24 protein-coding genes are annotated in these 23752 nt (G+C 52.5%); 5 read left to right on the top strand and 19 right to left on the bottom strand.

Annotated elements, in window-relative coordinates; genetic code table 11:
* Positions 1-10: 10 nt before the first annotated feature.
* From CBW42_RS02965 to sdaAB, 9 genes are all read right to left on the bottom strand, one after another.
* Positions 11-322: a 4Fe-4S dicluster domain-containing protein gene (locus CBW42_RS02965; RefSeq protein ID WP_087017582.1), complete on the bottom strand. Its 312-nt coding sequence runs from the start codon at positions 320-322 to the stop codon at positions 11-13.
* On the bottom strand, positions 306-1979 hold the full coding sequence (locus CBW42_RS02960; protein ID WP_087017580.1) for an adenylyl-sulfate reductase subunit alpha: 1674 nt from the start codon (positions 1977-1979) through the stop codon (positions 306-308). Before CBW42_RS02960 ends, CBW42_RS02965 begins: the two co-directional genes overlap by 17 nt.
* Positions 1980-1995: 16 nt before the next feature.
* Complete coding sequence (locus CBW42_RS02955) at positions 1996-3072, bottom strand: sulfate/molybdate ABC transporter ATP-binding protein (protein ID WP_087017578.1); 1077 nt, start codon at positions 3070-3072, stop codon at positions 1996-1998.
* 2 nt (positions 3073-3074) lie between these two features.
* Positions 3075-3896 (bottom strand): sulfate ABC transporter permease subunit CysW, encoded by an 822-nt coding sequence (cysW, locus tag CBW42_RS02950; RefSeq protein WP_087017576.1) that lies wholly within the window; start codon positions 3894-3896, stop codon positions 3075-3077.
* Between the two features lie 13 nt (positions 3897-3909).
* Positions 3910-4749 (bottom strand): sulfate ABC transporter permease subunit CysT, encoded by an 840-nt coding sequence (cysT, locus tag CBW42_RS02945; protein WP_087017574.1) that lies wholly within the window; start codon positions 4747-4749, stop codon positions 3910-3912.
* Positions 4750-4820: 71 nt separating this feature from the next.
* On the bottom strand, positions 4821-5921 hold the full coding sequence (locus tag CBW42_RS02940; protein WP_087017572.1) for a sulfate ABC transporter substrate-binding protein: 1101 nt from the start codon (positions 5919-5921) through the stop codon (positions 4821-4823).
* Positions 5922-6271: 350 nt separating this feature from the next.
* Positions 6272-7300: a response regulator transcription factor gene (locus CBW42_RS02935; protein WP_165761024.1), complete on the bottom strand. Its 1029-nt coding sequence runs from the start codon at positions 7298-7300 to the stop codon at positions 6272-6274.
* Positions 7301-7388: 88 nt separating this feature from the next.
* Positions 7389-8258 carry an L-serine ammonia-lyase, iron-sulfur-dependent, subunit alpha gene (sdaAA, locus tag CBW42_RS02930; RefSeq protein ID WP_087017803.1) on the bottom strand — a complete coding sequence of 290 codons (870 nt, stop codon included), beginning with the start codon at positions 8256-8258 and terminating at the stop codon, positions 7389-7391.
* Positions 8259-8260: 2 nt separating this feature from the next.
* The gene (gene sdaAB / locus CBW42_RS02925) at positions 8261-8929 is read right to left on the bottom strand and encodes an L-serine ammonia-lyase, iron-sulfur-dependent subunit beta (RefSeq protein ID WP_087017568.1); all 669 of its coding nucleotides are present in this window, start codon (positions 8927-8929) and stop codon (positions 8261-8263) included.
* 337 nt (positions 8930-9266) lie between these two features.
* Between sdaAB and pfkB the strand changes: the two genes are divergently transcribed.
* The 3 genes from pfkB (at position 9267) to CBW42_RS02910 (ending at position 13015) form a co-directional block, all read left to right on the top strand.
* Positions 9267-10169: a 1-phosphofructokinase gene (gene pfkB, locus CBW42_RS02920; RefSeq protein ID WP_087017566.1), complete on the top strand. Its 903-nt coding sequence runs from the start codon at positions 9267-9269 to the stop codon at positions 10167-10169.
* Positions 10170-10202: 33 nt separating this feature from the next.
* Positions 10203-12119, top strand: coding sequence for a PTS fructose transporter subunit IIABC (locus tag CBW42_RS02915; protein ID WP_087017564.1), 1917 nt, complete (start codon positions 10203-10205; stop codon positions 12117-12119).
* Between the two features lie 137 nt (positions 12120-12256).
* The gene (locus CBW42_RS02910; protein ID WP_087017562.1) at positions 12257-13015 is read left to right on the top strand and encodes a DeoR/GlpR family DNA-binding transcription regulator; all 759 of its coding nucleotides are present in this window, start codon (positions 12257-12259) and stop codon (positions 13013-13015) included.
* Between the two features lie 63 nt (positions 13016-13078).
* Here CBW42_RS02910 and CBW42_RS02905 read toward each other — a convergent pair whose 3' ends face one another.
* The 7 genes from CBW42_RS02905 to iolG form a co-directional block, all read right to left on the bottom strand.
* Complete coding sequence (locus CBW42_RS02905; protein WP_087017560.1) at positions 13079-13711, bottom strand: metal-dependent hydrolase; 633 nt, start codon at positions 13709-13711, stop codon at positions 13079-13081.
* Between the two features lie 46 nt (positions 13712-13757).
* Positions 13758-13946: a hypothetical protein gene (locus CBW42_RS14795; RefSeq protein WP_205703602.1), complete on the bottom strand. Its 189-nt coding sequence runs from the start codon at positions 13944-13946 to the stop codon at positions 13758-13760.
* Between the two features lie 180 nt (positions 13947-14126).
* Complete coding sequence (locus CBW42_RS02895; protein ID WP_407922948.1) at positions 14127-14387, bottom strand: hypothetical protein; 261 nt, start codon at positions 14385-14387, stop codon at positions 14127-14129.
* Between the two features lie 7 nt (positions 14388-14394).
* The gene (locus CBW42_RS02890) at positions 14395-14625 is read right to left on the bottom strand and encodes an IolE/MocC family protein (RefSeq protein ID WP_242969768.1); all 231 of its coding nucleotides are present in this window, start codon (positions 14623-14625) and stop codon (positions 14395-14397) included.
* Between the two features lie 42 nt (positions 14626-14667).
* Positions 14668-15501 (bottom strand): sugar phosphate isomerase/epimerase family protein, encoded by an 834-nt coding sequence (locus CBW42_RS02885; RefSeq protein ID WP_242969767.1) that lies wholly within the window; start codon positions 15499-15501, stop codon positions 14668-14670.
* Between the two features lie 24 nt (positions 15502-15525).
* A complete protein-coding gene (locus tag CBW42_RS02880; RefSeq protein WP_087017558.1) occupies positions 15526-16923 on the bottom strand; it encodes an MFS transporter in 1398 nt (465 codons plus the stop codon).
* 133 nt (positions 16924-17056) lie between these two features.
* Positions 17057-18073, bottom strand: coding sequence for an inositol 2-dehydrogenase (gene iolG / locus CBW42_RS02875; RefSeq protein ID WP_205703601.1), 1017 nt, complete (start codon positions 18071-18073; stop codon positions 17057-17059).
* A 456-nt stretch (positions 18074-18529) separates the two neighbouring features.
* Here iolG and CBW42_RS02870 point away from each other — a divergent pair, with 456 nt between their 5' ends.
* Positions 18530-19408 carry an AraC family transcriptional regulator gene (locus CBW42_RS02870; RefSeq protein WP_087017556.1) on the top strand — a complete coding sequence of 293 codons (879 nt, stop codon included), beginning with the start codon at positions 18530-18532 and terminating at the stop codon, positions 19406-19408.
* A gap of 149 nt (positions 19409-19557) precedes the next feature.
* Here CBW42_RS02870 and CBW42_RS02865 read toward each other — a convergent pair whose 3' ends face one another.
* The gene (locus CBW42_RS02865; protein WP_087017554.1) at positions 19558-20217 is read right to left on the bottom strand and encodes a Crp/Fnr family transcriptional regulator; all 660 of its coding nucleotides are present in this window, start codon (positions 20215-20217) and stop codon (positions 19558-19560) included.
* Positions 20218-20318: 101 nt separating this feature from the next.
* Here CBW42_RS02865 and CBW42_RS02860 point away from each other — a divergent pair, with 101 nt between their 5' ends.
* Positions 20319-21017: an ATP-binding protein gene (locus tag CBW42_RS02860; protein WP_087017552.1), complete on the top strand. Its 699-nt coding sequence runs from the start codon at positions 20319-20321 to the stop codon at positions 21015-21017.
* Positions 21018-21137: 120 nt separating this feature from the next.
* Here the strand turns inward: CBW42_RS02860 and CBW42_RS02855 are convergent, their stop codons facing one another.
* Entirely contained in the window at positions 21138-22082 is a 945-nt protein-coding gene (locus CBW42_RS02855) for a 2-hydroxyacid dehydrogenase (RefSeq protein WP_087017798.1), read from the bottom strand.
* 218 nt (positions 22083-22300) lie between these two features.
* The gene (locus CBW42_RS02850; protein ID WP_087017550.1) at positions 22301-23668 is read right to left on the bottom strand and encodes an MATE family efflux transporter; all 1368 of its coding nucleotides are present in this window, start codon (positions 23666-23668) and stop codon (positions 22301-22303) included.
* Positions 23669-23752: the final 84 nt, after the last annotated feature.

Here is a 23752-nt window from a genome sequence, read left to right as displayed (position 1 = left end):
CTCCAAACGTTTAATATTTGTTTGCATCACGCGTATCGACCGTGATGGTTTCCGTTGTATGATCCGGGCGGGCAACCGTCCAGTGCAGCAGGCTGTCCTCGCGTCGCACCGTCATGCGGCTGCCCATGCCGCCGATGTCGGCGCCGAGATACAGCGAAATCGCATGAACCGGGCATTCCTTGACGCAGGACACACAGCCCCAGCATTCTTCCGGATAGCGCAGAGACGCCCGTCCATCTGTCATACAGAACAGTGTGCCCGGACAGATATTGGCGCATCGCCCACAGCCGATGCATGTATTCCGGTCAATGTGAATGCTCATATCGCTCGTGCCTCCCTACCAGCTCACGGTGGAGCATGTGGATTTCACCGTTTTCATAACGGGAATTGACATATTTCAGCCAGCTGTCATCACTCTGCGGATGATCCAGATTTTCCGCGAAGCAGTGCCAGCGGGTTTCCTTTCGATCCGCCAGATGCGCGATGACCACGCGGCAGACAAGCAGGCGTTCCCGCAGCTCAAACAGTCGCGTCAGCTCCTGCATATCGGAGACATGAACACTGTCACTCAGGCGGAGCAGCCGCTGAATTTTTCGGTCAGCCAACTGCAAGCCGGATTCGGTAAAGCCGTAATCTGTGCTGATGCCGCCCGCGTAATGATCCATGATGCCCTGCATGGCTTCTTCCAGCTGTTCGGTCGTGAACAGCCCTGTATTTTCAAAATACTTCTGTATTTCTTCTTCGCGCTGCCCGATATATTCCTCAGAAACGCTGCCCATCGGTTTCTGTACATACGCCGCTGCGGCTTCCGCCGCAATCTCGCCTTCGGCCAGTGCGCCGGTGACATATTTCTGTGGGCTTCCGCCCGCTACATCGCCCGCCGCAAACAGGCCGTCAATGGTTGTCATGCGGTCAGCGTCCACCCAATAGCCGCTCGCAGTGTGTCCTCCGACGATATATGGCTCTGTACCCTCAATTTCGACGTTTTCTTCGTCCGGAGAGCTGCCATTTTCCAGCCATTTGAGTGTCTGGGACGGCGCCATGTTCAGATACGCCTTTTTCAGGCTGTCCGCCTGCTCGCGCGTAATGCCCTTTGTGCGCAGATAGCAAGGGCCGCGCCCCTCTCGGTTTTCCATCACAGTGCCATATACACGCTGGGAAGTCGTCAGACCGTATTTCTGTTCATAGACCTCGCCATGTGTATTGACCTGCTTGGCGCCGACGCCCTGTGCGAGTGTACCGGTCGGTGCAATCGTGTCCTTACAGCGCAGCGCGATAAAGCGCATTTCAAATGTCGTCATTTCCGCCCCTGCGCGGATGCCCATCGCATAGCCCGCTCCGGTGTTAAATGGCGGATACCACATCTTGTGCCGTGAAAAGCCCGGATGATTGGGGCGGTACAGTCCCGCCGCGCCGCCGGTCGCGCAGATACATGCGCGGCAACGGATAAAATACAGCTCCTGTTTGCGCACATCGTTGGCGAACACGCCCGCGATACGGCCATTTTCCACAATATAATCCACCGCATTGACGCGGTTCATGACCGTTACATTCGGACATTCCCGCACCGCCTGCGCCAGCAGCGGCTTGATGTTCTCGCCGTTGATCTTCACATTTCGATTGCCGCGCGTGACATAATTTCCCTTTTCATCCTTCAGAATGACAAGTCCGAGCTGCTCCAGACGATGTGTCACCTGGTTGAGCCGCTCGCTCATACTGAGCAATAAATCCTCACGCACAATGCCGTGTGCGTCCTTCTTTGCATAATCGACGTAAAAATCCGGCGTCTTGCCCGGCACAATATAGGCGTTGAGTGCATTGACACCCGCTGCAAGGCAGCCGCTGCGCCGGATATCCGCTTTTTCCAGAATGAGCACCCTTGCATCCGGTGCCTTTTCGCGCAGGGTAATCGCGGCATAGCATCCCGCTGCACCGCCGCCGAGGATGAGAACATCCGTGTCCAGAATTGTTGTTTTCACAGAATGTCCCCCCCTGTTAAATGACGACCGAATCCGGCGAAGTCAACGCCTCATTTTCAATGACATATGCTTTTTCGTTGTCGAAAGCATACAGACGATAGATGAAAACGCGCACTGTTTCACCGACGGAAACCGGTGTATCATCCAGTAAGCGCTTCGCCGTCAGCAGCGTATCCTTGACGCGGATGGTCAATTCGATTTCGCTGCCGCGGAAAGCAGTGCGTTCGACCACGCCGGTCTCGGTATTGACCGGGAACCGGAGCGGTTCGCCCTGTTTGGAAACGCTGATGTATTCCGGACGGACAGCGGCGCGTGTCGCGTTGCTGCCCGCATGTGCAAAGCCTGCGAATCTGCGGAAATCCTCGACAATGGACGACTGCCCGATAAACTGTGCGACAAACGGCGTATCCGGCTGACGATAAATGTCCTTCGGTGTGCCGATCTGTTCAATGTGGCCTTGATTGGTAATGATGATCTCATCCGCAACCTCAATCGCCTCGTCCTGGTCGTGCGTGACAAAAATACTCGTGACGCCGACTGCCGAAATCATCTCGCGCAGCCAGCTGCGCAGTTCCTGCCGCACCTTTGCGTCGACCGCGGCGAACGGCTCGTCAAGCAGAAGCAGCTGCGGCTGCGGAGCAAGTGCACGAGCAAACGCAATGCGCTGCCGCTGTCCGCCGGACAACTGGTTGGGATAACGCTTTGCGGTATCTTCCAGCCCGATCAGACGGAGCATTTCCTCCACACGCGCCCGGATTTTGTCCTTCGGCCACTTCTGTACCTTCAGACCGAATGCGATATTTTCATATACAGTCAGATAGCGGAACAGTGCATAATTCTGAAAGACAAAGCCGATGCCGCGCTTACTTGCCGGTACATCGTTGACCACCTTGCCGTCGATGATAATATCGCCGCTGTCAGCGGTTTCCAGTCCCGCCAGCATGCGGAGAATGGTGGTTTTGCCGCTGCCGCTCGGCCCCAGCAGACCGATCAGCTTGCCTTTTTCTATTCCAAAACTGATATCTTTCGATGCCTGAAAGCTGCCAAAGCTCTTATTGACTCCTTTCAGCTCGACATAATAGTTCTTTTCCATGCTTACTCCTCGTTTTTCCTGCCCCGGTATTCCAATACACTGCGAAGAACCAGAATGATGATCGCCATGACAACCAGAATCGATGATACGGCAAAGGCGCCGGTGAAGTCATAGCCCTGATACAGCAGCTCAATGTACAGCGGCATGGTATTTGTCTTGCCTCTCAGATGTCCGGAGAGAACGGATACCGCACCGAATTCTCCCATAGCACGCGCCGTGCACAGCACGATGCCGTACAGCAATGCCCATTTGATATGTGGGAAGGTGACGCGCCGGAAAATCGTCCAGCCGCCTGCGCCCATCAGCGCTGCCGCTTCCTCCTCGTCCTTACCTGCTGCCGTCAGCACGGGAATAATCTCACGCGAGATAAACGGGAAGGTGACAAAGATGGTTGCGAGTACAATGCCCGGAACGGCATAAATGATCGAGATGTGTGCGCTTTTTAGATATGGATACAGGAAGCTCTGCCGTCCGAAAGTCAGGACATAAATCAGGCCTGCAATAATCGGCGAAACCGTCAGTGGCAAGTCGATCAGTGTGGAGATGATCTTTTTCCCGCGGAACTGAAACTTTGTGATAGACCATGAGGCGAAAAGCCCGAATACTGTGTTGACGATAACCGCAATCACGGTCGCCTCCAGCGTCAGCTGGATGGACTTGAGCGCATACTTATCAGTGACTGCCTCAAGGTAGGGCTGTATGCCCTCGCGGAACGCCGTAATCAGGACATACACCAGCGGCAGAACCAGCATCACCGCCAGAAAAACCGCGCTGAACGCAATGAGCAGCCATTTGACAGCGCCGGACTGTTCGTTCTGTTTCAAAGCAAATCCCTCCTTATCCGATGCCACTGACAATTTTGGAAGCCCTGCTTTGCAGGACTGCGTTGACAAACAAAATCAGGAACGCGGCTGCCAGCATGACCAGCGCAATCGAGGTTGCGCTCGCATAGTCATATTCCTGTAACTGGGACATGATGAGCAGCGGTGTGATCTCCGTTTTAAATGGGGTATTGCCCGCGATAAATACCACACTGCCGTATTCGCCGAGGCTGCGGGCAAATGCCATCGTGAAGCCCGCGACGAGTGCGGGAAAGATTTCCGGGAAGATAATTCGGAAGAAGCTGTAGGTGCGGCCCGCGCCAAGCATGCTCGCCGCCTCCTCGTACTGCGGATCGAGCTTTTCCAGCACCGGCTGGACGGAACGCACAACAAACGGAATGCCGATAAAAACCAGTGCAATCGTGATGCCAATGCGCGTATACGCAATTTCAATGCCGAATTTATGGAAGATACTGCCAACCCAGCCGCTGTCAACTGTCATATGAGTCAGTGAAATGCCGGCAACCGCCGTCGGCAGTGCAAACGGAACCTCAATCAGTCCGTCCATGATGCGCTTGCCCGGGAACTGATACCGAACCAGCACCCATGCAATGATCAGTCCGACCACTGCATTGATGAGCGAAGCAATCAGTGCTGTCTGAAAACTGACCCGATAGCTCGCCAGCACACGCGGACTGGTGATGGTCTCAATAAATTCTGAAAATGATAACTGTGAGGAGAAAACTACCAGTGAACACAGCGGAATGACAACGATCAAGCTGAGCAGCGTGACAGTAATGCCCAGCGACAAACCGAACCCCGGTATAACCCTCCTCTGTTTTCTCTTTTTTTTCAAAGTGATTCATTCCTTTCCGCTGTCTTCACCGGGGGCGGGCATTTCTGCCCGCCCCGTACAGATGAATCTCGTTATTTTTCTTCGTAAATGCTGTCAAATATGCCGCCGTCGACAAAATGCTTCTCGGTTGCTTCCGTCCAGCCGCCAAAATGGTCAATATTGGTCAGCTCAAAGCCATCGGAAACAATCCACTTGTTGTCTTCCGGAATTTCCGTTATGGTTCTGCTTTCGCTGTCCGATGTGTATTCCTTCAGGATTTCCTCATTTGACGGGCGATAGAAGTTCTCTGCCTCTAAGCGCTGTGCCTCGTCGGAGTACAGATAGTTCAGATATTCGGTCGCCACATCGCGCGTACCGCGGCTGTCCACAACCTCATCTACAACCGCTACGGTCGGCTGGCACAGAATGGATACGGATGGAATGACAATCTCATATTCGCCCGGATACTCCTCCAGCGACAGGAATGCTTCGTTCTCCCACGCCAGCAGCACATCGCCCTGCTTGTTTTCCACAAAGGATGTCGTCGAACCGCGTGCGCCGGAGTCGAGAACCAGTACATGAGAGTACAGTGTCTTCATGCTCTCCTTGATCTGCTCCTCACTCTGACCCTGCTTCTCGAAATAGTACCACGCCGCGAGGTAATTCCAGCGTGCACCGCCGGAGGTCTTGGGATTCGGCGTGATGACGCCGACATCATCGCGCAGCAGGTCATCCCAGTCCTGAATGTTCTTCGGATTGCCCTTGCGAACCAGGAAGACAATGGAGGACGTATACGGTGCGCTGTCGTTGTCAAATTCTTCGGTATAACCGTCCTCAATCAGACCGGCATCCTTGATTGCATCGACATCGCCCTCCAGCGCCAGCGTCACAACATCTGCTTCCAAACCGTTTGCAACTTCAAGCGCCTGCTTGCCCGAACCGCCATGCGACTGCGTTACTGTGACATCCTGACCCGTCTGTTCCTTCCAGTGCGCCGCAAATGCCTTGTTGTATGCCTCATACAGCTCACGAGTCGGGTCATACGATACATTGGTCAGCTCAACCGAGCCGCCGTTTTCTCCGGAACCGGAAGCCGAACTGCTGTCCGACGTGCTTCCGCAGCCCGCCAGCACGCCGACGGTCAGTGCGGATGCCAGTAAAATAGCAGATACTCTCTTTTTGTATGTCATCATAGATTCCTCTTTCTTTTATTCGATATCGTTGTGTGTGCGTCTGTCTGTCATCCACAACATCGCATTCGCAGAAGAGGGAGATTCTGTCGGTCGGTTTCGTACTGCATAAACAATCATCCCTTTCATTTTCTTATTCCTACTTATTCTGTAGGTTTAGTAGATTTAATGTGGCTATTATATCTGTCCCCTGCTCGAGATGCAACCCCTTTTCCAGAATTATGAAATTTTTCATGGATTTTGGCAGATTCCTGAAAAATTTACCGTATTTTCCTGTTTTTCCGCGTAACGCGCTGTGTCTGCACATAAAAAGCACCCCCTCGGGAAAATTCTTCCTTTGGAGGTGCCCTGATTCAAATTTGATAATCCTGTGTCTGCTGCCGGTACTGCGAGAGCGGAACGCCATAGCGCTGCCGGAAAATACGGGAAAAATAATTCACATCCCGGTAACCCAGTTGCGCGCTGATTTCATATATCTTCTGGTCGGTGTATTGGAGCAGATACTGTGCGCGCAGCATCTTGATATCCGTAACATAGCTGCGATATGACCGTCCCAACTGACTGCGGAACAGCTCACTGAGCGCCGTATTGCTGAGATAATGCGCTGCCGCCACATCCTTTTGCAGGCAGCCGCCATCCACATTGTCCAACAGATAGAGCAGGATGCTGTCCAGCTTGGCGCAGCCCGTCTTTGGATACAGGATGGCAATCCTGTCACTCAGCTCTCCCAGCCTTCTCCTGCAATAATCGCGCACCATACTCGGGCTGCCGGCGCCCATCCAGTCGATGGTATCATATGCCTCCGGCTGCTCAAAGCGCGACAGCCACGGGCGGTCTGCGAAGGTGCGCTCCACGACAGCTCGGTAAAGTGTGCGCACCATGACATCGATACGGGCATCGTTTCCCTGTTGAATCCCGGCAAGTGCCTGTACCACCTCGTCAAAACGCTGCGGGAGCTGCGGTGAACCCATCTCTTCCGCCAGCGCAACGCTCTCCTGCTGCAAAACCGAATCTGCCTGTCCCATGCGGTCGCGCACGCGCAGCAGGACAGGCAGCAGCGTTTCCTCCGTCAGCGGGCGCAGCAGATAATCAAACGCGCCATATAAAATCCCCTGCTGCGCATACCGGAAATCGGGAAATTCGCTGGTCAGTACGACAAACCCGCACAGTTCCTGCTGCCGGATGCGCCGCAGCAGTTCCAGACCATCCAGTCCGCTCAGCATCAGGTTGAGAAACACAAGGTCAAACTTCTGCTCACACAGCAGGTGGTACGCACATTCGCCGTCACGCACTGCCGTCACCTCAGCATATTCCTGAAATCGATCCCAAATGGAATCGCGCGGTTGGTCAACCGCTTCCAAAATCCGGAGTCGTGTTTCCATCGTTTCCTCTTTCCCCATTCATTTCACAGTGGAAGAGTATGGTATCATATTTCTGCCATTCTGTCAAATTGATACCTGCGCAGCGTCCTCAGCTGCGCATACGCTTTGCTACCTGCTGTCCGGTTGGGGTTGTTGCAAGCCCCTCCTGGCTTGTCTCGCGCAGGCAGGCGGGCAGCAGTCTGCCGATGCGGCGCATGGAATCGATGACCTCATCCGGCGGAATGACACTGCGGACGCCGGCAAGCGCCATCTGGGAACTTGTCACCGCATTGACCGCACCGGAAACATTTCGCTTGATGCACGGTACCTCTACCAGACCCGCAACCGGGTCACAGGTCAGACCGAGCATGTTTTTCAGCGCCAGTGCCGCCGCATGCACAATGTCTTCTTCCCCGCCGTTTTCCAGATAAGCGACCGCCCCGGCAGCCATGGCGCTTGCAGAGCCGATCTCCGCCTGACAGCCGCCCTCCGCACCCGCAATGCTCGCACTGGCGGCGATCACCTCGCCGATGCCTGCCGCGACAAACAGTGCTTCAACCATGCGATTCTCTTCTGTTCCCTTCTGTTTTTGATATGTGAGCAGTACAGCGGGGATGACACCGCAGGAGCCTGCGGTCGGTGCCGCGACAATGCGGCGCATGCAGGCATTGGACTCCGCCATTTTGACAGCCTTTTCCATAACCTCGGACAGATAGTCGCCGACCAGATGATTTCCCTGCCTGCGGAACTGCTCGAGCTTCGCACCGTCGCCGCCCGCCATGCCGCTGGCAGAACGCAGCTCTGCGTCGTAGGCTGTGTCGGCTTCCTTCATTGCGCGGTACATATGGCGCATGGTCTCAAAGGATTCCTCTTCGGACACGCTTCGCTCCGTGCAGTCATCTTCCAGAATGACTTTCCAGAACGGAATGTGCCGTTCCTGTGTGCAATCCAAAATTTCCTGTAATTTTTCAAAGCTCATTGTCATTCACCGTCCTTCAGGCTGTAATAGGTGACCTTCTGTACACCCTCGAGGTGTTCCAGCCATGCGATAGACTCCTTCGGCACCTCCTGGTCACATTCGATGACCATAACAGCATAGCCGCCGCGCGAAGCACGGTACAGCTGCATCGTGGCAATATTGACCGACTTATGTGCCAGCATGCTCGTGACCTCCGCGACATGCCCGGGCTGGTCGAGGTTGTGGACAATCAGCGTCGGATAATCGCCGGAAAAGTTTGTGGAAATGCCGTCGATCCCCGCAATATTGATGCGCGAGCCGCCGATGGATTCCCCGACAACCTCCAGCTTTCTTCCGTCAATGCCAGTCAGGATGAGCTGGACGGAATTCGGGTGCGCGTCGCGCAGCTCCGCCTCTCCGAAGGTGATTTCAATGCCGCGCTCCTCCGCAATGCGCATGCTGTCCGGAATGCGGCTGTCATCTGTCTTCATGCCGAGCAGTCCTGCGACAAGCGCGAGCGTTGTGCCATGTCCTCTGCCGGTCGCCAGAAAGGAACCGTACAGCAGGATCTCTGCCTTTTTCAGCGGTTCTGCCAGCAGCTTGCGCGAGACATATCCGATTTTTACCGCGCCCGCTGTGTGTGAGCTGGACGGGCCAACCATTACCGGCCCGATGATATCAAATACATTCATGTTTTCTCCTTCCATTTTTCTATGCTGAGTGAAAACATTGATAAAAAAAGATAACGACAGTTTTTTCAGACGCCGTTATCCTGTTCCTATTATATCCACCCGCAGTCGTTTTTTCAATATCCCGGTATCGCTTTATACAGCAGATTTTTGTCTGGACAGAGAAACGGAGCCCGGCGAATCTGCTGTACGCCCACGCACCTTTTAACCGAGTTTGAATGTAAATGATTTTTTATGAACGATATACAAAAAATATCCTGCATTTTTGTGAATTAGTTTGATTGATTTTGACCGTCTGCTGTTATATACTATAGTCAAGAAAAACGAAAGGAGAGAGAACATGATTTACACAGTAACGTTTAATCCATCGCTGGATTATATTGTTGCGGTAGATGACTTCCAACTCGGCATGACAAACCGGACGACCTTCGAGCAGATCCTTCCCGGTGGAAAGGGCATCAATGTTTCGATTGTCCTGAATAACCTCGGTCTGGAGACCACGGCGCTCGGTTTTGTCGCAGGCTTTACGGGAGAGGAAATTCGCAGGCGTGTGGAAGGAATCGGCTGCCTGTCGAAATTCATCCCGATTGAATCCGGTATTTCCCGCATCAACATGAAGCTCCGCTCCATTGAGGGCACGGAAATCAACGGCATGGGACCCGCTATCTCCGCCGAAAAGATTGAAGAACTGATGCGGCTGCTGGATGATCTGACTGACACTGACATGCTGGTGCTTGCGGGCAGCATTCCATCCTCCATGCCGGATTCCATGTATATGGATATCATGAAACGGCTCAAAGATAAGCATGTTCTGATTGTGGTCGATGCAACACGGGAGCTTTTGGTGAATGTCCTGCGGTACCATCCGTTCCTCATCAAGCCGAACAATCATGAGCTGGGTGAAATTTTCGGCGTTGAACTGAAAACCCGCAGCGCCGTAGTACCATATGCAAAAAAGCTCCAGGAGATGGGGGCGCGTAATGTTCTCATTTCGATGGCAGGAGAAGGCGCGGTTCTCGTCGCGGAGGATGGCAGCTTTTATGAAACGCACGCGCCAAAGGGAACGCTGGTCAATGGTGTTGGCGCAGGTGATTCGATGGTAGCGGGCTTCCTCGCGGGATGGCTGGAGACAGGAGACTACAGCCATGCATTTAAAATGGGTGTCGCCGCCGGCAGCGCCAGCGCATTTTCCGAACTGCTGGCAACAAAAGCAGAAATCGAGCAGCTATATGCCACATTATAAGAGAATGGTATACTATGTAAGAAGGAGGATTTTATGAGAATCACAGATTTGCTGGACGCACGCAGCGTGGAACTCCATGCGGCTCCCTCATCCAAGAAGGAAGCACTGGATATGGCCATCGATCTGATGTGCAAAAGCGGAAAAATCGACGACCGGGAAGCGTATCGCAAGCTGGTTTACGCCAGAGAAGAGGAAAGCACAACCGGCATCGGTGAAGGCATTGCCATTCCGCACGGCAAGGGTGCTGCTGTAACCCGTCCGGGGCTCGCGGCAATGGTCATTCCGAACGGTGTGGACTTCGACTCCCTCGACGATGAACCGGTACACATTGTCTTTCTGATCGCCGCCCCCAACACAAAGGATAACATCCATCTGGATGTACTGAGCAAACTGTCCATGATGCTGATGGACGAAGAATTCATTGAAAAGCTGAAAAACGCAAAAACCGTCGAAGAATTCCTTGCAATCATCGACAAAGCGGATGAGGAACGCCCGGATCTGGACGCATCCATCGAGACAACGCAGTCCATGACAGACGCATCGTTCAAAATTCTGGCGGTTACTTCCTGTCCGACCGGCATCGCTCACACCTATATGGCAGCCGAAGCACTTGAAAAGGCCGCCAAGGCACACAACTGCTTCCTGAAGGTCGAAACCCGCGGTTCGAGCGGCGCAAAAAATGTTGTGACTGCACAGGAAATTGCAGACGCGGACTGTATTATCATCGCAGCGGACGCAAAGGTGCCGATGGATCGGTTCCACGGCAAAAAGCTGATTGAATGCCAGGTATCCGACGGCATCAGCAAGGCGGACGAGTTGGTTTCACGCGCCATGAGCGGCAATGTGCCGGTCTATGAATCCGCAAGTGGCGGCGCACATACAGACACATCCGCAAAGAGTGGCGGTTCGATTGGTCATCAGCTGTATGTCCATCTGATGAGCGGCGTCTCCCACATGCTCCCGTTCGTTATCGGCGGCGGTATTCTGATTGCACTCGCCTTTCTGATTGACGGTTTATGTGTCGATATGACCGCGCTCTCCGAAGAAGCGCGCGCCAACTTCGGTACCATCACTCCGATTGCCGCAACGCTGAAAAGCATTGGCGGAATTGCCTTCGGCTTCATGCTGCCGGTACTCGCGGGCTACATCGCAATGAGCATCGCGGATCGTCCGGGACTCGCGCTCGGCTTTGTCGGCGGTGCAATTGCCGCCAACGGCAAATCCGGCTTCCTCGGCGCGCTGGTCGCAGGCTTCCTCGCCGGTTATGTCATTCTCCTGCTCAAAAAGCTGTTTGAAAAGCTCCCACAGTCGCTTGAAAAAATCTCGTCCGTCCTGTTCTATCCTGTATTCGGCATCCTGATTGTCGGCGTCATCATGACCTTTGTCGTTGAGCCGCCGGTAGGCGCCCTGAATACACTGCTCAATACGACATTGACAAACATGAACGGTTCCGGTAAAATTTTCTTAGGCCTGATCCTCGGCGGAATGATGGCAATCGATATGGGCGGCCCGTTCAACAAGGCAGCATATGTATTCGGTACGGCCTCTATCGCCGCAGGCAATTACAACGTTATGGCAGCCGTTATGATCGGTGGCATGGTTCCGCCGTGTGCAATTGCTCTGGCATCGCTGCTGTTCAAAAAGAAATTTACAAAGGAAGAGCGTCAGTCCGGCCCAACCAACTTTATCATGGGACTTGCGTTCATCACGGAAGGTGCTATCCCGTTCGCTGCCTCCGATCCGTTACATGTCCTGCCGTCCTGCATTATCGGCTCGGCTGTTTCCGGTGCGCTGTCCATGATGTTTGACTGCACTCTGATGGCGCCGCACGGCGGTATCTTTGTCTTCCCGGTTGTCGGAAATGCCCCGATGTATGTCATCTCTCTGGTTGTCGGCACGGTAGTCAGCGCCGTCCTCCTCGGCATACTCAAGAAAAATGTAGAAGAATAATACACCGTTGTATTTTCCCTTCAACAGCACGGCTCACAGTTCGACCCTCTTCCTCACACACAGAGGGCAGCTGTGAGCCGACTTTTATTTCCCGCGGCGCACCCCGCCCATATCTGTCACGAAAGGAAGGATCTGCCATGCTCCCGGAGCAGCGCCATTCAAAAATATTGCAAATGCTGGAGGAAAAGGACAGCATTACTCTTCAGGAAATCAAGGATCGCCTCGGTATCTCTGAATCCACAATCCGTCGGGATCTGAATACGCTGCACGAACAGGGGCAGCTGGTTAAAGTTTTCGGCGGCGCCGTCGCGCCGCATATCAAAAGCAACGTACTGACCCGCGAAGACGCAGTCTCTCTGCGTGAAGAAATTCACAAGGAAGAAAAAGTGCGGATTGCCCGCTATGCCGCCGGACTTGTTTCGGAGGGTGATTTTGTCTATCTGGATGCAGGAACAACAACGGGCAGCATGATTCCATTTCTCCCGGTCAACGAGACCACCTATGTTACAAACTCTGTCTCGCACGCCCGGCTGCTGGCCCTGCGCGGCGCACAGGTACGCATCATCGGCGGCGAGATCAAAGCGGTCACAGAGGCTCTCGTCGGCAGCGAAGCCTATATGAATCTGAAAATGTACCATTTTACATTGGGATTTTTCGGCAGCAACGGCGTCGATTTTGAGGCGGGCTTTACCACGCCGGATGTCAATGAAGCTCTCATCAAGCAGTGCGCGATGGAGCACTGCCACAGATGCTATGTTCTGTGCGACGCCAGCAAGTTTGGCCAGGTTTCCTCTGTCACGTTCGGCAGCTTCGCATCCGCCTCTATCGTCACAGACGATCTGCACAACGAGGCATATCAGCAATGTGAAAACATCATCTGCGCCCCCAAAGAATAAAAAAAGACAAAAAGAAGAGAATGGCGTGTGCCGGAAAACCGACCATACCATTCTCTTTTTCAGTTACAACAAATGCAGCAGTTGGCGGATATCGTAAATTTGCAGCACCAGCACCGCAAAGGTAATCGCAGAAACAGCAAAACCCACAGAAAACAGAATCCGGTTGACCAGTCCCTTGGACGAGCACACGCCAAAGCTCAGCCCCCATTTCAGCGGGTACAGAAGGCGTTCATCCCTCCGGTTACACAAATCGAGTGCGAGGTGCGAAACAAATCCAACCGCAAAATACGGCGCCGCGAGCGGAAAAATAATCTCCACACACCCCGTCAGCAAGACCAGCGCCGGAATCGAATGCATAAACGAGCGGTGCGGCTGTTCCTTCCCAAACGCACAGAGCAGCAGGAATGCTGCCACGCCCGCCAGAATCCGCATCAGGCTGCTGTTGCGCATCAGCCTGTCATAAATGCCGAGATGCATTGTGGCTTCCGCCGCAGCAACCGCAAAGCATGCCAGCCCAGCGAGTGCAATGATCTTATCTGCCTCTTTGTGGGAATCCGAGGTGCCGATGTCAATGTCGCTGATGACCGAGCCAACGGCAAGCGTTCCTGTGCCGACAATCAGCTCCTGTATGTTCTGCGGATGCATGACCACCAGCCCGGCGGCCACGCCAACCGCCATATGTGTCTTTCCAAGCATATACTTTTTCCTTTATTCCTACATTTTTTGATAAGCATTGCCTATTTTAACGCAAATGCAGAAAAAAGTAAAGCGTTGAAATACAGCAGATATCTTTCCTGCTGTATTTCCAGTATGCGACGGCAATGCCGATGACAGCATACAGCATGCCCGGCAGTACCATTTTCATGTCCAAACAGCCGTTTGTAACAATATCTGCGCCCTCCGTATATCCGAACGGCGTGATATATTTCAAAAACTCCGCCCGATCGGAGAGATTGGCGATGAGATTTAAAAAGTATGCAATGGCAGCAATGCCCAGCCCAAGCCCCAGACCACCGCGGCGCAGGAATGCGGAAATACCAAAGCTATTGTATTACATCAAAAAAGGCCGCCTTCCGGCGACCTTTTGTTTTCTTCGGGCAATCCTGTTGCATCACAGCACCTTGCTGCCATTGGCTGTCAGCTTGAACTTGGCACCCAGCATTTCCGCGGCTCGTCTGCACATCACCATGCGTCCGAGGAAGATTTCAAAATATTCGTACATCGTACAAATATGCTCGTCAATCTGCAAATTGAGTGCAACAGTAGACTTTTTGGCATTTACCTTTAATTTTGCTTCGGTAACTGCATAATTGACGCGGTCATGGATATCAAATGCCGCCTGTTCCTTCTCCCGGACACGATTCCGGCGCACATCGGTTTTACGTGCTGATCCATGCCGTGATAGCAGAGATGCCGCGGCGGCCGAATTCCTCGTTCAGGACTGCCGGATTTCTCGGATACTGGCATCCGATTTCTGTGCCGACATAACCGCTCAGTGCGATTTCACTGATGGTCTGGAGAAAGCTGTTCTCCGCGCCCATCTCCGGCATGTCATCCTCCGTCCATGCAATCGGAGCAATGCCGATTTTTACTTTCTTCGGGTCTAACATGATTCTCTCCTCTCATGTGCTGTGTTGATATGGATTTGCTTTTTATCCCAGGAACGGGCGGGTGGTATCCGCGCCCATCTTGATGACAGCTTCTGCGTCCATTGCCCAGTACTCCGGACGGAACAGCTCAAGGCAGGCCGGGCCATCATATCCGACAGCCTGTACTGCGTCTGCAACCTCCTGCACCGGAATAGCGCCGAGACCCGGCATCAGGCGGTGGCAGTGGTCGAGAATACCGAGCGGCAGGTCTTCGCAGTCATTGATATGGAAGACAAACAGCTTGTCCTTCGGAATCTTGCGGATATAGTCGACATCCGCACACTTGTCGTGCAGATAAACATTGATGCAGTCGACAGTCAGGCCAACGCTGTCACGGTTAACTGCCTGTACAATTTCCAGCGCCTGACGGACGCTGTTGCAGCACCACTTTCTGTCGCCGATCGGCTCAAAGGACAGCTTGACACCATACGGCTCTGCGATATCTGCAAGCTGGTTCAGAACCTTGACGGAATCCTCAAAGACTTCCTTCTCGTTCTTCGTGCAGATTTCATCGGTAACCGTTGGAACAACGATGATGTACGGGTTGCCAATCTGCTGTCCGATTTCGCAGCCGAATGTAAACAGCTCTACGAGCTCCTTCCATTCCTCCGGCGTGCAGAAGTTGATGTTTTCAATCGAATTGAACGCAAACGGCTTGAGGTGGCTCTTTGCAAAGAATGCCTTGAGGTCATCAACCGTATGTGTCTTCAGGTATTCCTTCAGCATATCGAGACGCAGCTCGATGTAGTCATAGCCATACTTTTCGCACAGTTCGAGATCTTTTTCGACCGAGGAATTTTCCTTGCAGGTCGCTTCGTTATAACCTAATTTCAACATGGGAATGTACTCCTCCTTACATGCTTACATTTCGCCGCGTGCTTCGCGCTCCGCCAGCTCCTTGATAATGGCAGGATACTTATTGTCCAGCTTGTACAGTGCCAGTACAACGACTGCAATGACCCAAACCAGAATCGGACCCCAAATGTAAATGTTCTGAATCATAGCCAGTGCCGAATCCGGCTGTACAACCGAAGTACCAGACGAGCTGATGTAGCCAGCTGCATCCAGCAGCTTGGAGATAATCGCACTGGTGATGCCGTTGCCCAGCTTAAATCCAACTGCGCCGCCGGCAAAAATCAGAGATTCCTGACGAATATGTGTTTTCCACTGACCGAATTCTACAACGTCACCCAGCATGCCGAAGACAACTGCCGTCAGCGGTGCCTCGCCCAGTGCACGGATGATGCAGGTAACCAGTGCCCAGGTAAAGCTGCCGGGATTCAGCAGGAATGCCGCATGGGCAACGACTGCCACAATCGCACCGACCAGAGAAATCTGCCGCTTGCCGAACCGGCGCAGCAGGAACGGGCAGAGCATTGCGCCAACAACCAGCGTCAGCGTTTCGCCCAGATACAGGACACTGTACATCCAGGTATCGTTGTGGAGCAGATACTTGCAGTAATACGGCAGTGCGGTGCCGACGATGGTACCGTGTACACAGGTAACAGTCCACAGAATCAGGCATGCCCAGAAATACTGGTTGCCCAGCAGCGCCTTGAGCGACTTGCCGAGGGATACCTTGCTGTCCTTGCTTTCCTGTGCTTCAATATGTACGGTTTCCTTGCAGCGTACAAAGCAGATCATCAGCATGATGAACGCAAGGATAACCCACATGGTCATGGCCTTAACCCAGGCTGCCTGATCGTCACCGAACAGCTTGACAACCGGCTGGGTGAAGGTTACGGCAATGATGCGGCCAATCGGTGCCAGCGACATGCGGAAGATGGACAGCATATCGCGCTCGTGAGAGGAACGCGTCATCATCGTGGACAGCGTACCATACGGTACGTTAATTGCGGTATAGAATACCGTTGTTGTCAGATTGTAGGTGATAAAGATGTACCAGAACTGCAGGGAGCCCTGCGTCTGCGGTACCGTAAACAGTGCGATCGCAGAAACACAGTAGGGAATGGACATCCACAGAATCCACGGACGTGCCTTGCCCCATTTGCTCTTGGTCTTGCTGACGATGACGCCCATGATTGCGTCGCTCGTTCCGTCAAAAATACGGGAAATCAGCATAACCAGACCAACTGTTGCGACCGAAACGCCGGCATAGTCCGTATAGAACAATACCAGCAGTGCGGAAATCATGCCGTAAACAATGTTACAAGCTGTATCGCCGAATCCATAGGCAATTCGTGTGCCAACGGTCAGCTTCGGTTCATTTCCCAGAACCGGCGTGCTGTTTTCATTCATAACTCTCTCTTTCCTTTCTGCCGCCCACTTCCATTGGAACAGCATATGATTGTTTCTGAAAAATAGCAGCACTCTTCTCACATTGTTTTTCTGCTCCGGATGATTTCCCACCCGGAGCAGCCCAATAGATAAATTACTCTACTTCGCTGATCTTAACCGGACGGCCTTCCTTCAGAGACTTCGCAGCAGCCAGTGCGATCTTGACCGGCTGGATGCCGTCGATGCCGGTTACCGGAGTCTCGGTGTCGTTCAGGACAGCCTCGGTGAATTCCTTTGCCTCGGAGATGAACGCATTGTTGTAGCGCTCCAGGAAGAACCAGGTCGGCTTTGCGATTTCAACGCCCTCTGCCGTGGAGATCATGGACATATCGTTCAGGTCGTTGGAAACCTGTACGCAACCCTTGTCGCAATGAACTTCCGTGCGCTGATCGTAGCCGTAATGTGCGGCGCGGCTGTTGTCAATGACGCCGAGTGCGCCGTTTTCAAACTTCATCATGATGATAGCCGTATCAACATCGTCGTACTGGTCATAGCCTGCGCCGGACAGAGCTGCACCGTATGCAGTTACCTCAGTAACCTCGCTGCCTGCCAGATAGCGAACCATATCGAAATCATGAATGGTCATATCCATGAAGATGCCGCCGGAAACCTTGATGTAATCCATCGACTGATGATCCGGGTCGCGGGAGGTAACCTTGACGATGTGCGGTGCACCCAGCTTGCCGGAAGCAACGGTATCACGAACCATCTTATGGTTGTGGTCAAAGCGGCGGACAAAGCCTACCTGCAGCTTGACACCTGCCTCTTCTACAGCAGCCAGTGCCTCACGGATCTTGTTCAGATCGGTGTCAATCGGCTTCTCGCAGAAGATATGCTTGCCAGACTTTGCAGCGCGCATGATGAACTCTGCATGGGTGTTGGTGGAAGAGCAGATGAAGACTGCCTCGATGGACGGATCAGAGAAAATCTTTTCCGGATCATCATAGCATTTTTCAATACCCATGGATGCTGCCCACTCACGGGTTGCGTCGTTCATAAACGGATCTGCAACCGCATACAGCTCTGCGCTCGGAACAGCGTGCGCCAGATTTTCACCGTGCAGCTTGCCAATGCGGCCTGCACCCAGAAGACCAATACGTACCTTTTTCATAATCATTCTCTCCTTTTTTGTGGCTGAGATGCCACGAATTTACGTGTTGTATCTGTCCCTGTACTGATTTACAGCAGCCAACAGATGGTTTCCCGCGAAGCGGCTGAATCGGCATTTCTACCCTGATTCCGCACCAAACAGCACGGATATTCTGTCGTCCGCAGCTCTCAACTTCATGCCTAAATTATAGCAAAACAGCGTAAAAATCCGTTAACCGATTATTGCTGAAAAAAACGCCTTTTTCGGGGCTTTTTTCGCGTTTTCACAAAATGACTTGCATATTATTGCTATTTCCGGTCAGATAGCACAATTTTTCTTTGTCTTTCACAATATCACCAAAATGTAATCATAAAGTTGTTATACGTGATAAATCGCAATAATTTGACAATTTTTCCGTACATTTAACAAGACGTTGTAAAGAAATTATCTGTAAATCATGGTAAAATTCCTTTCGAGATGAGTGGAAGGTTTTATGCGTCAGTCAAATTTTCTGAAAAGCCGCCTGCGCGGCGAGTGTATTCCCCAATGCATCAACAGTCACTTTATCAACGAGGAACACAGCAGCAAACATGTGTTTTTGCCTCACGCGCACAAGAATTATCTCGAATTGTTTTTGTCTACCAGGGCGAAGGACAATACATGGTTGACGGACAATATTACAACATCCGCAAGGGGGATATTGTTATCATCAATGCCGGTCTGCTACACAGCAAGAGCTGTGCCTTTGCCAAGAATCTCCGTTCCTACAGTGTAGGGATCTGTGATCTGGCCCTGTCTGGTCTCCCGGACAACTGCCTTTGCGCAAAAGGTGAACCCCCAGTGGTTTCCTGCGGTTTGATCTCCGATCAGATCGGCGAAATGTTCCGCCTCATCTATTTATTGCATTCTGATAAAAAGCATCTGAGCGATATCTGTGACTGTATGGCGCTGTCTCTGATTCTTCTGATCTATGAAATGCTCAACAGCCGCAGCCAGAACGAATCAAAAAAGCCGCGTTCTTCCGCTTCCGCTACAGCAGACCGCATCCGCAATTATCTGGATGAACATTACCGCGAATCCCTCACGCTGTCCGCCATTGCGCGCGAGCTGAATGTCAATGAATACTATCTCTCCCATATTTTTAAAGATGAATTCGGTATTCCGCCGATGCAGTATGTCATGCGGCGCCGCATCGGTGAAGCACAGAGTCTGCTGATGGACACTTCTATTCCCATCGGTGACATTGCAGACATGCTTGGCTTCAGTTCGATCAGCCATCTGAACACCATGTTCAGCAAATATGTCGGGCTTCCTCCCGGCAAATACCGCCAGTCACTCCGTAATATGGAGGAATAACTCTCCACTCACATTGTATATACCGTCTCTCAGGCAAAACCCGGTTCCGATTGTGGAATCGGGTTTTTGTCTGCCTGTCCAACTGCATAAAAAACAGCGCCGGAAAACGGGAATATAGTCCTGCTCTCCGGCGCTGCGGCCGTCTGTATTCACAATAGCTTAAACTGATTTTTGTAAAAATCAATTTTTCCCTCCCTGCGCAGCCTGCCCAGTTCCGCAGACATTGCGCTGCGCTCCACGCCGAGATAATCGGCAAGTGCCTGCCTGTCATACGGAATGGAAAACATCCGGCTGTTGTGCTGCTTTGCCTGCACCAGAAGGAATGCCATCAGTTTTTCCTTTGTGGTGCGTTTGGAGATAACTTCGATTTTCTGATTCAGCATCAGATTTTTCTCCGCGACAATGTGCAGGAGATTATGAATCACGCGCGTGTGAAATGCACAGCAGTTCGCACACGCGGTTATCATCCGTTTACATGGGATCAGCATAACCTCACTGTCCTGTACGGCGGTCACACTGACCGGCAGCCGCTGTACTCCGGCACAGGCAAACGCCTCTCCGAACAGCTCCGGCGGCTCGAGCCGGGCGAGCAGCGTGCGGTTGCCATTATAGTCGTTTTTTTCCACCTGTATCCTGCCCGAAAGGACAATACCGACGGTTCCCACCGGGTCACCCTCGCGCAAGATTGTCTGATTTTTTATATAGGCAGATACATGCGCCTCTATGCAGTTCAGCATGCCGGGCAGCTCTGATTGTCCGATCCCATCAAATAACGGACAGGTCTTCAGCGATTCAAAATATTGTTCCATCTTTCGCTCCGTTCGTTGGAATTCCAACATATAGTCTTCCCTCAACCGTGTAAGATATCCTCAGTAAGTGAATCGCTCACAAATTTCAGGAGGTAATAACGATGATTCGCAAGATTATCAAAATAGATGCAGAAAAATGTAACGGCTGTGGCGCATGCGCCAGTGCCTGTCATGAGGGCGCCATCGGCATGGTAAACGGCAAGGCACAGCTGCTGCGCGAGGATTACTGCGACGGTCTGGGCGACTGCCTGCCCGCATGCCCGACCAATGCAATTTCCTTTGAGGAACGCGAAGCTCCCGCTTATGACGAAGCCGCTGTGCAGGCGGCAAAGGCACAAAAGGCAAATGCACTTCCGTGCGGCTGTCCGGGCACACAGTCACGGGCAATTCATCATGGGGAGTCATCCGGCATCCGTCAGACAGCAGCGCCTGTCGTCAGCCGACTGTCCCAGTGGCCGGTACAGATCAAGCTCATTCCGGTGAACGCGCCATATTTTGACGGCGCTGACCTGCTGATTGCCGCCGACTGTACCGCTTATGCCTACGGTGATTTCCACAACACATTCATCAAAAACAGCATCACACTCATCGGCTGTCCCAAGTTGGACAGCGTCGATTATTCCGACAAACTGACACAGATCATTGCGGGCAACAACATCCAAAGCGTGACAATCGTCCGCATGGAGGTACCCTGCTGCGGCGGCATGGAGCACGCAGTCAGACACGCGCTGCAGGCGAGCGGCAAATGTATTCCCTTGCAGGTTGTGACCATCTCCACCGACGGAATGATTCTGGAATAACCCCCTCTCACATCAGCCAGCTTTGCAAGGAGACTCTCCCGCCCGTTGACAACTGCTTTTGTCACGCAATCGTGGTAATGCCCTTCCGGTGCATTCACATCCTGCGGATATACTGTGTATTCATTGCACGACGTTCTGCGGGTGTCCGTCCAGATAGCACCGAATATTTTCGTAGACAATGACCGCACGCTTTTCAAACGCTTGCTTTGTGGCAAAGGCGACATGTGGCGTTGCGATGACATTGGGCGCATGCAGCAGCGGATGTGACGGGTCAAGCGGCGGCTCATCCTCAAAGACATCAATGCATGCCCCGGCAAGACGGCCTTCCGTCAGCGCTGCGGCAAGCGCTTCGGAATCGACAACCGGGCCGCGCGCGGTGTTAATCAGAATTGCCCCCGGCTTCATCAGCGCGAGGTTGTCCGCATTGATAAGTCCCTTGGTTGCCGGAGTAGACGGAACATGCAACGATACGATATCACAGGTTGCCATCAGTTCATCGAGCGATACGTAAGTAATGCCCGGAATGTCCTTCCTGGTACGGCTGTAGGCATAGACGTTGCAGCCAAACGCCTGTGCGATGGAAGCCACACGCAGGCCGATGGCGCCCGTGCCAACAATACCAAAGGCCTTGCCTTCCAGCTCGAAACCGACCAGACCGTCCTTCGTGCCGCCCTTGCGGACAACCTCGTTACATGGGATGATATTTCTCGCCAGCGTAATCAGCATGCCGAACACGAGATCAGCGACAGCCGAGGTAGAATAGCCCGCACAGTTGCAGATCATAATGCCGCGCTCCTTACAGCATGCCGCATCAATGTGATCAACGCCTGTAAACGCGACACAGATCATTTTCAGCTTTGGGCATGCCTCGATGACCTCACGCGGGTACTTGAAATTAGACAGTACGACGATATCTGCGTCTTTGCTGCGTTCAATCAGGGTCGGAACATCAGTCACGCGGTCAGGATAAAAGACCAGCTCCGCGCGGTCACCGATCACAGTCTTGGCATCTGCGGTAAACTTTTCCATTGCCACGCCAAGCGGTTCCAGAAATACAACTTTTATCACAAAAACTCCTCCTTATTTCAAAGTACCTGCAAGACAGGCAGACCGTCTGCTGTCGACAGCAATTCCGTCGAAGCATCTGCTTGTACTTCTTTCTACCATATGGTTTATCACATTACAGCCGACTTTGCAAGCCGCTGCGGGATATTGGAGCATCCGATTTCACACACACAAATGAGGCCATCGGGAGATGGCCTCATTTTTACACAGCGCTCTTTTCACATCGCAGTTCCTCTGTTTCTGCCGATTTTCCTCACCCGCTCCATGTTTTTGCGCAGCTGAATGCCTGCGAAAATCAGCGCACAGGCTTCTGAAATCCAGAAAGCAAACCAGATTACATCGATTCGTCCCAGCTTTCCGAAGAGCAACACAACAGGAATCAGCACGATGCACTGGCGGATTGCTGTGGAAATCATATTCACTATTCCATTTCCCAGTCCGGAAACCGTATAGCCAATCATCATTGTGACCGATGCCGGAAGGAAACTGATACAGATAATCCGCAGAGCTGGAATGCCCATTTGTTTCATAACATCGCTTGCGGAAAAGGCATCCAAAAGCAGGCCTGGGATTGTCATGAAAATGACAGCGCCAATGCATGCGATAACCAATCCATATCTGATCGTAGTGCGATAGGTTTCCTCCACCCGTTTCAGTCGGTTTGCTCCGTAATTGTACCCGACAACCGGAAGCGATGCCTGTCCCATGCCATTGAGCGGCATAAACAGGAAGTTCTGTAATTTAAAGTATACGCCAAAAAATGCCACAGCAGTCGAAGAAAATACGATGAGTACCATATTCATCAGTGCAATCATCACACTGCCAAATGCCTGTGTGACGATAGTCGGAATGCCAACCTGATAAATTGTCAGCACATTGGCAGCTTTCATGCGAAAGCCTTTCCAGGCAAACCGCAATTCCTTGTTCTGTATCACCTGTAGCAAAATACCACACAATGCCGAAGCCCACTGCCCGATGACAGTGGCAATTGCCGCTCCCGCGATCCCCATTGCGGGACAGCCAAAATATCCAAAAATCATAATGGGATCGAGAATCAGATTGACAACCGCACCTGCCAGTTGGGCAAACATGCTGGAAACAGTTCTTCCTGTCGCCTGCAAAATTCTCTGGAAAAATGTCGCGAGAAAAATACCGGTCGCATACGTCTGGCAAATCTGTAAATACGTGGTGCCATAGTCCAGAATTGCCGGATCATCCGAAAACAGCACGATAAACGACCTGCTTCCACAGATTCCCCACAGGACAAAAATCAAAGAACTGAGCATGGTCAGAATCAGCCCGGTAGTAGCGGCCTCATTTGCTTCCCGATACTCTTTTGCGCCCAGCCTTCTGGAGACCAATGCATTGACACCGACACCGGTTCCCACTGCCACAGCAATTTGCAGCATCTGGGCGGAATATGCCAGCGAAGTCGCTGTCAGTGCCTGTTCGTTGATTCGCGCCACAAAAATGCTGTCCACGATGTTATACATGGATTGCACCACCATGGAAATCATAATCGGCACCGCCATGGATAACACCAGTCTGGGCACAGGCATGACGCCCATTTTATTTTCTTTCTGCATATCGTACCTCTTTCTTTTTGCCAAAACAAAAAGCGTGAAAATACAGAGGACTAGCAATCCTCAATACTTTCACGCAAAAATGCC

The sequence above is a fragment of the Butyricicoccus porcorum genome (genome assembly GCF_002157465.1).
Lineage (GTDB): Bacteria > Bacillota > Clostridia > Oscillospirales > Butyricicoccaceae > Butyricicoccus_A > Butyricicoccus_A porcorum.
The sequence above is the reverse complement of the archived record's forward strand: the minus strand, read 5'-3'. Positions and strand labels throughout refer to the sequence as shown.

Bases quoted from the DNA above. Each gene is read 5' to 3' on its own strand.
- CBW42_RS02965 (WP_087017582.1), bottom strand. From the start codon at position 322: ATGAGCATTCACATTGACCGGAATACATGCATCGGCTGTGGGCGATGC.
- CBW42_RS02955 (WP_087017578.1), bottom strand. From the start codon at position 3,072: ATGGAAAAGAACTATTATGTCGAGCTGAAAGGAGTCAATAAGAGCTTT.
- CBW42_RS02940 (WP_087017572.1), bottom strand. From the start codon at position 5,921: ATGATGACATACAAAAAGAGAGTATCTGCTATTTTACTGGCATCCGCA.
- CBW42_RS02935 (WP_165761024.1), bottom strand. From the start codon at position 7,300: ATGGAAACACGACTCCGGATTTTGGAAGCGGTTGACCAACCGCGCGAT.
- sdaAA (WP_087017803.1), bottom strand. From the start codon at position 8,258: ATGAGCTTTGAAAAATTACAGGAAATTTTGGATTGCACACAGGAACGG.
- sdaAB (WP_087017568.1), bottom strand. From the start codon at position 8,929: ATGAATGTATTTGATATCATCGGGCCGGTAATGGTTGGCCCGTCCAGC.
- pfkB (WP_087017566.1), top strand. From the start codon at position 9,267: ATGATTTACACAGTAACGTTTAATCCATCGCTGGATTATATTGTTGCG.
- CBW42_RS02915 (WP_087017564.1), top strand. From the start codon at position 10,203: ATGAGAATCACAGATTTGCTGGACGCACGCAGCGTGGAACTCCATGCG.
- CBW42_RS02910 (WP_087017562.1), top strand. From the start codon at position 12,257: ATGCTCCCGGAGCAGCGCCATTCAAAAATATTGCAAATGCTGGAGGAA.
- CBW42_RS02905 (WP_087017560.1), bottom strand. From the start codon at position 13,711: ATGCTTGGAAAGACACATATGGCGGTTGGCGTGGCCGCCGGGCTGGTG.
- CBW42_RS02890 (WP_242969768.1), bottom strand. From the start codon at position 14,625: ATGTTAGACCCGAAGAAAGTAAAAATCGGCATTGCTCCGATTGCATGG.
- CBW42_RS02885 (WP_242969767.1), bottom strand. From the start codon at position 15,501: ATGTTGAAATTAGGTTATAACGAAGCGACCTGCAAGGAAAATTCCTCG.
- CBW42_RS02880 (WP_087017558.1), bottom strand. From the start codon at position 16,923: ATGAATGAAAACAGCACGCCGGTTCTGGGAAATGAACCGAAGCTGACC.
- iolG (WP_205703601.1), bottom strand. From the start codon at position 18,073: ATGAAAAAGGTACGTATTGGTCTTCTGGGTGCAGGCCGCATTGGCAAG.
- CBW42_RS02870 (WP_087017556.1), top strand. From the start codon at position 18,530: ATGAGTGGAAGGTTTTATGCGTCAGTCAAATTTTCTGAAAAGCCGCCT.
- CBW42_RS02865 (WP_087017554.1), bottom strand. From the start codon at position 20,217: ATGGAACAATATTTTGAATCGCTGAAGACCTGTCCGTTATTTGATGGG.
- CBW42_RS02860 (WP_087017552.1), top strand. From the start codon at position 20,319: ATGATTCGCAAGATTATCAAAATAGATGCAGAAAAATGTAACGGCTGT.
- CBW42_RS02850 (WP_087017550.1), bottom strand. From the start codon at position 23,668: ATGCAGAAAGAAAATAAAATGGGCGTCATGCCTGTGCCCAGACTGGTG.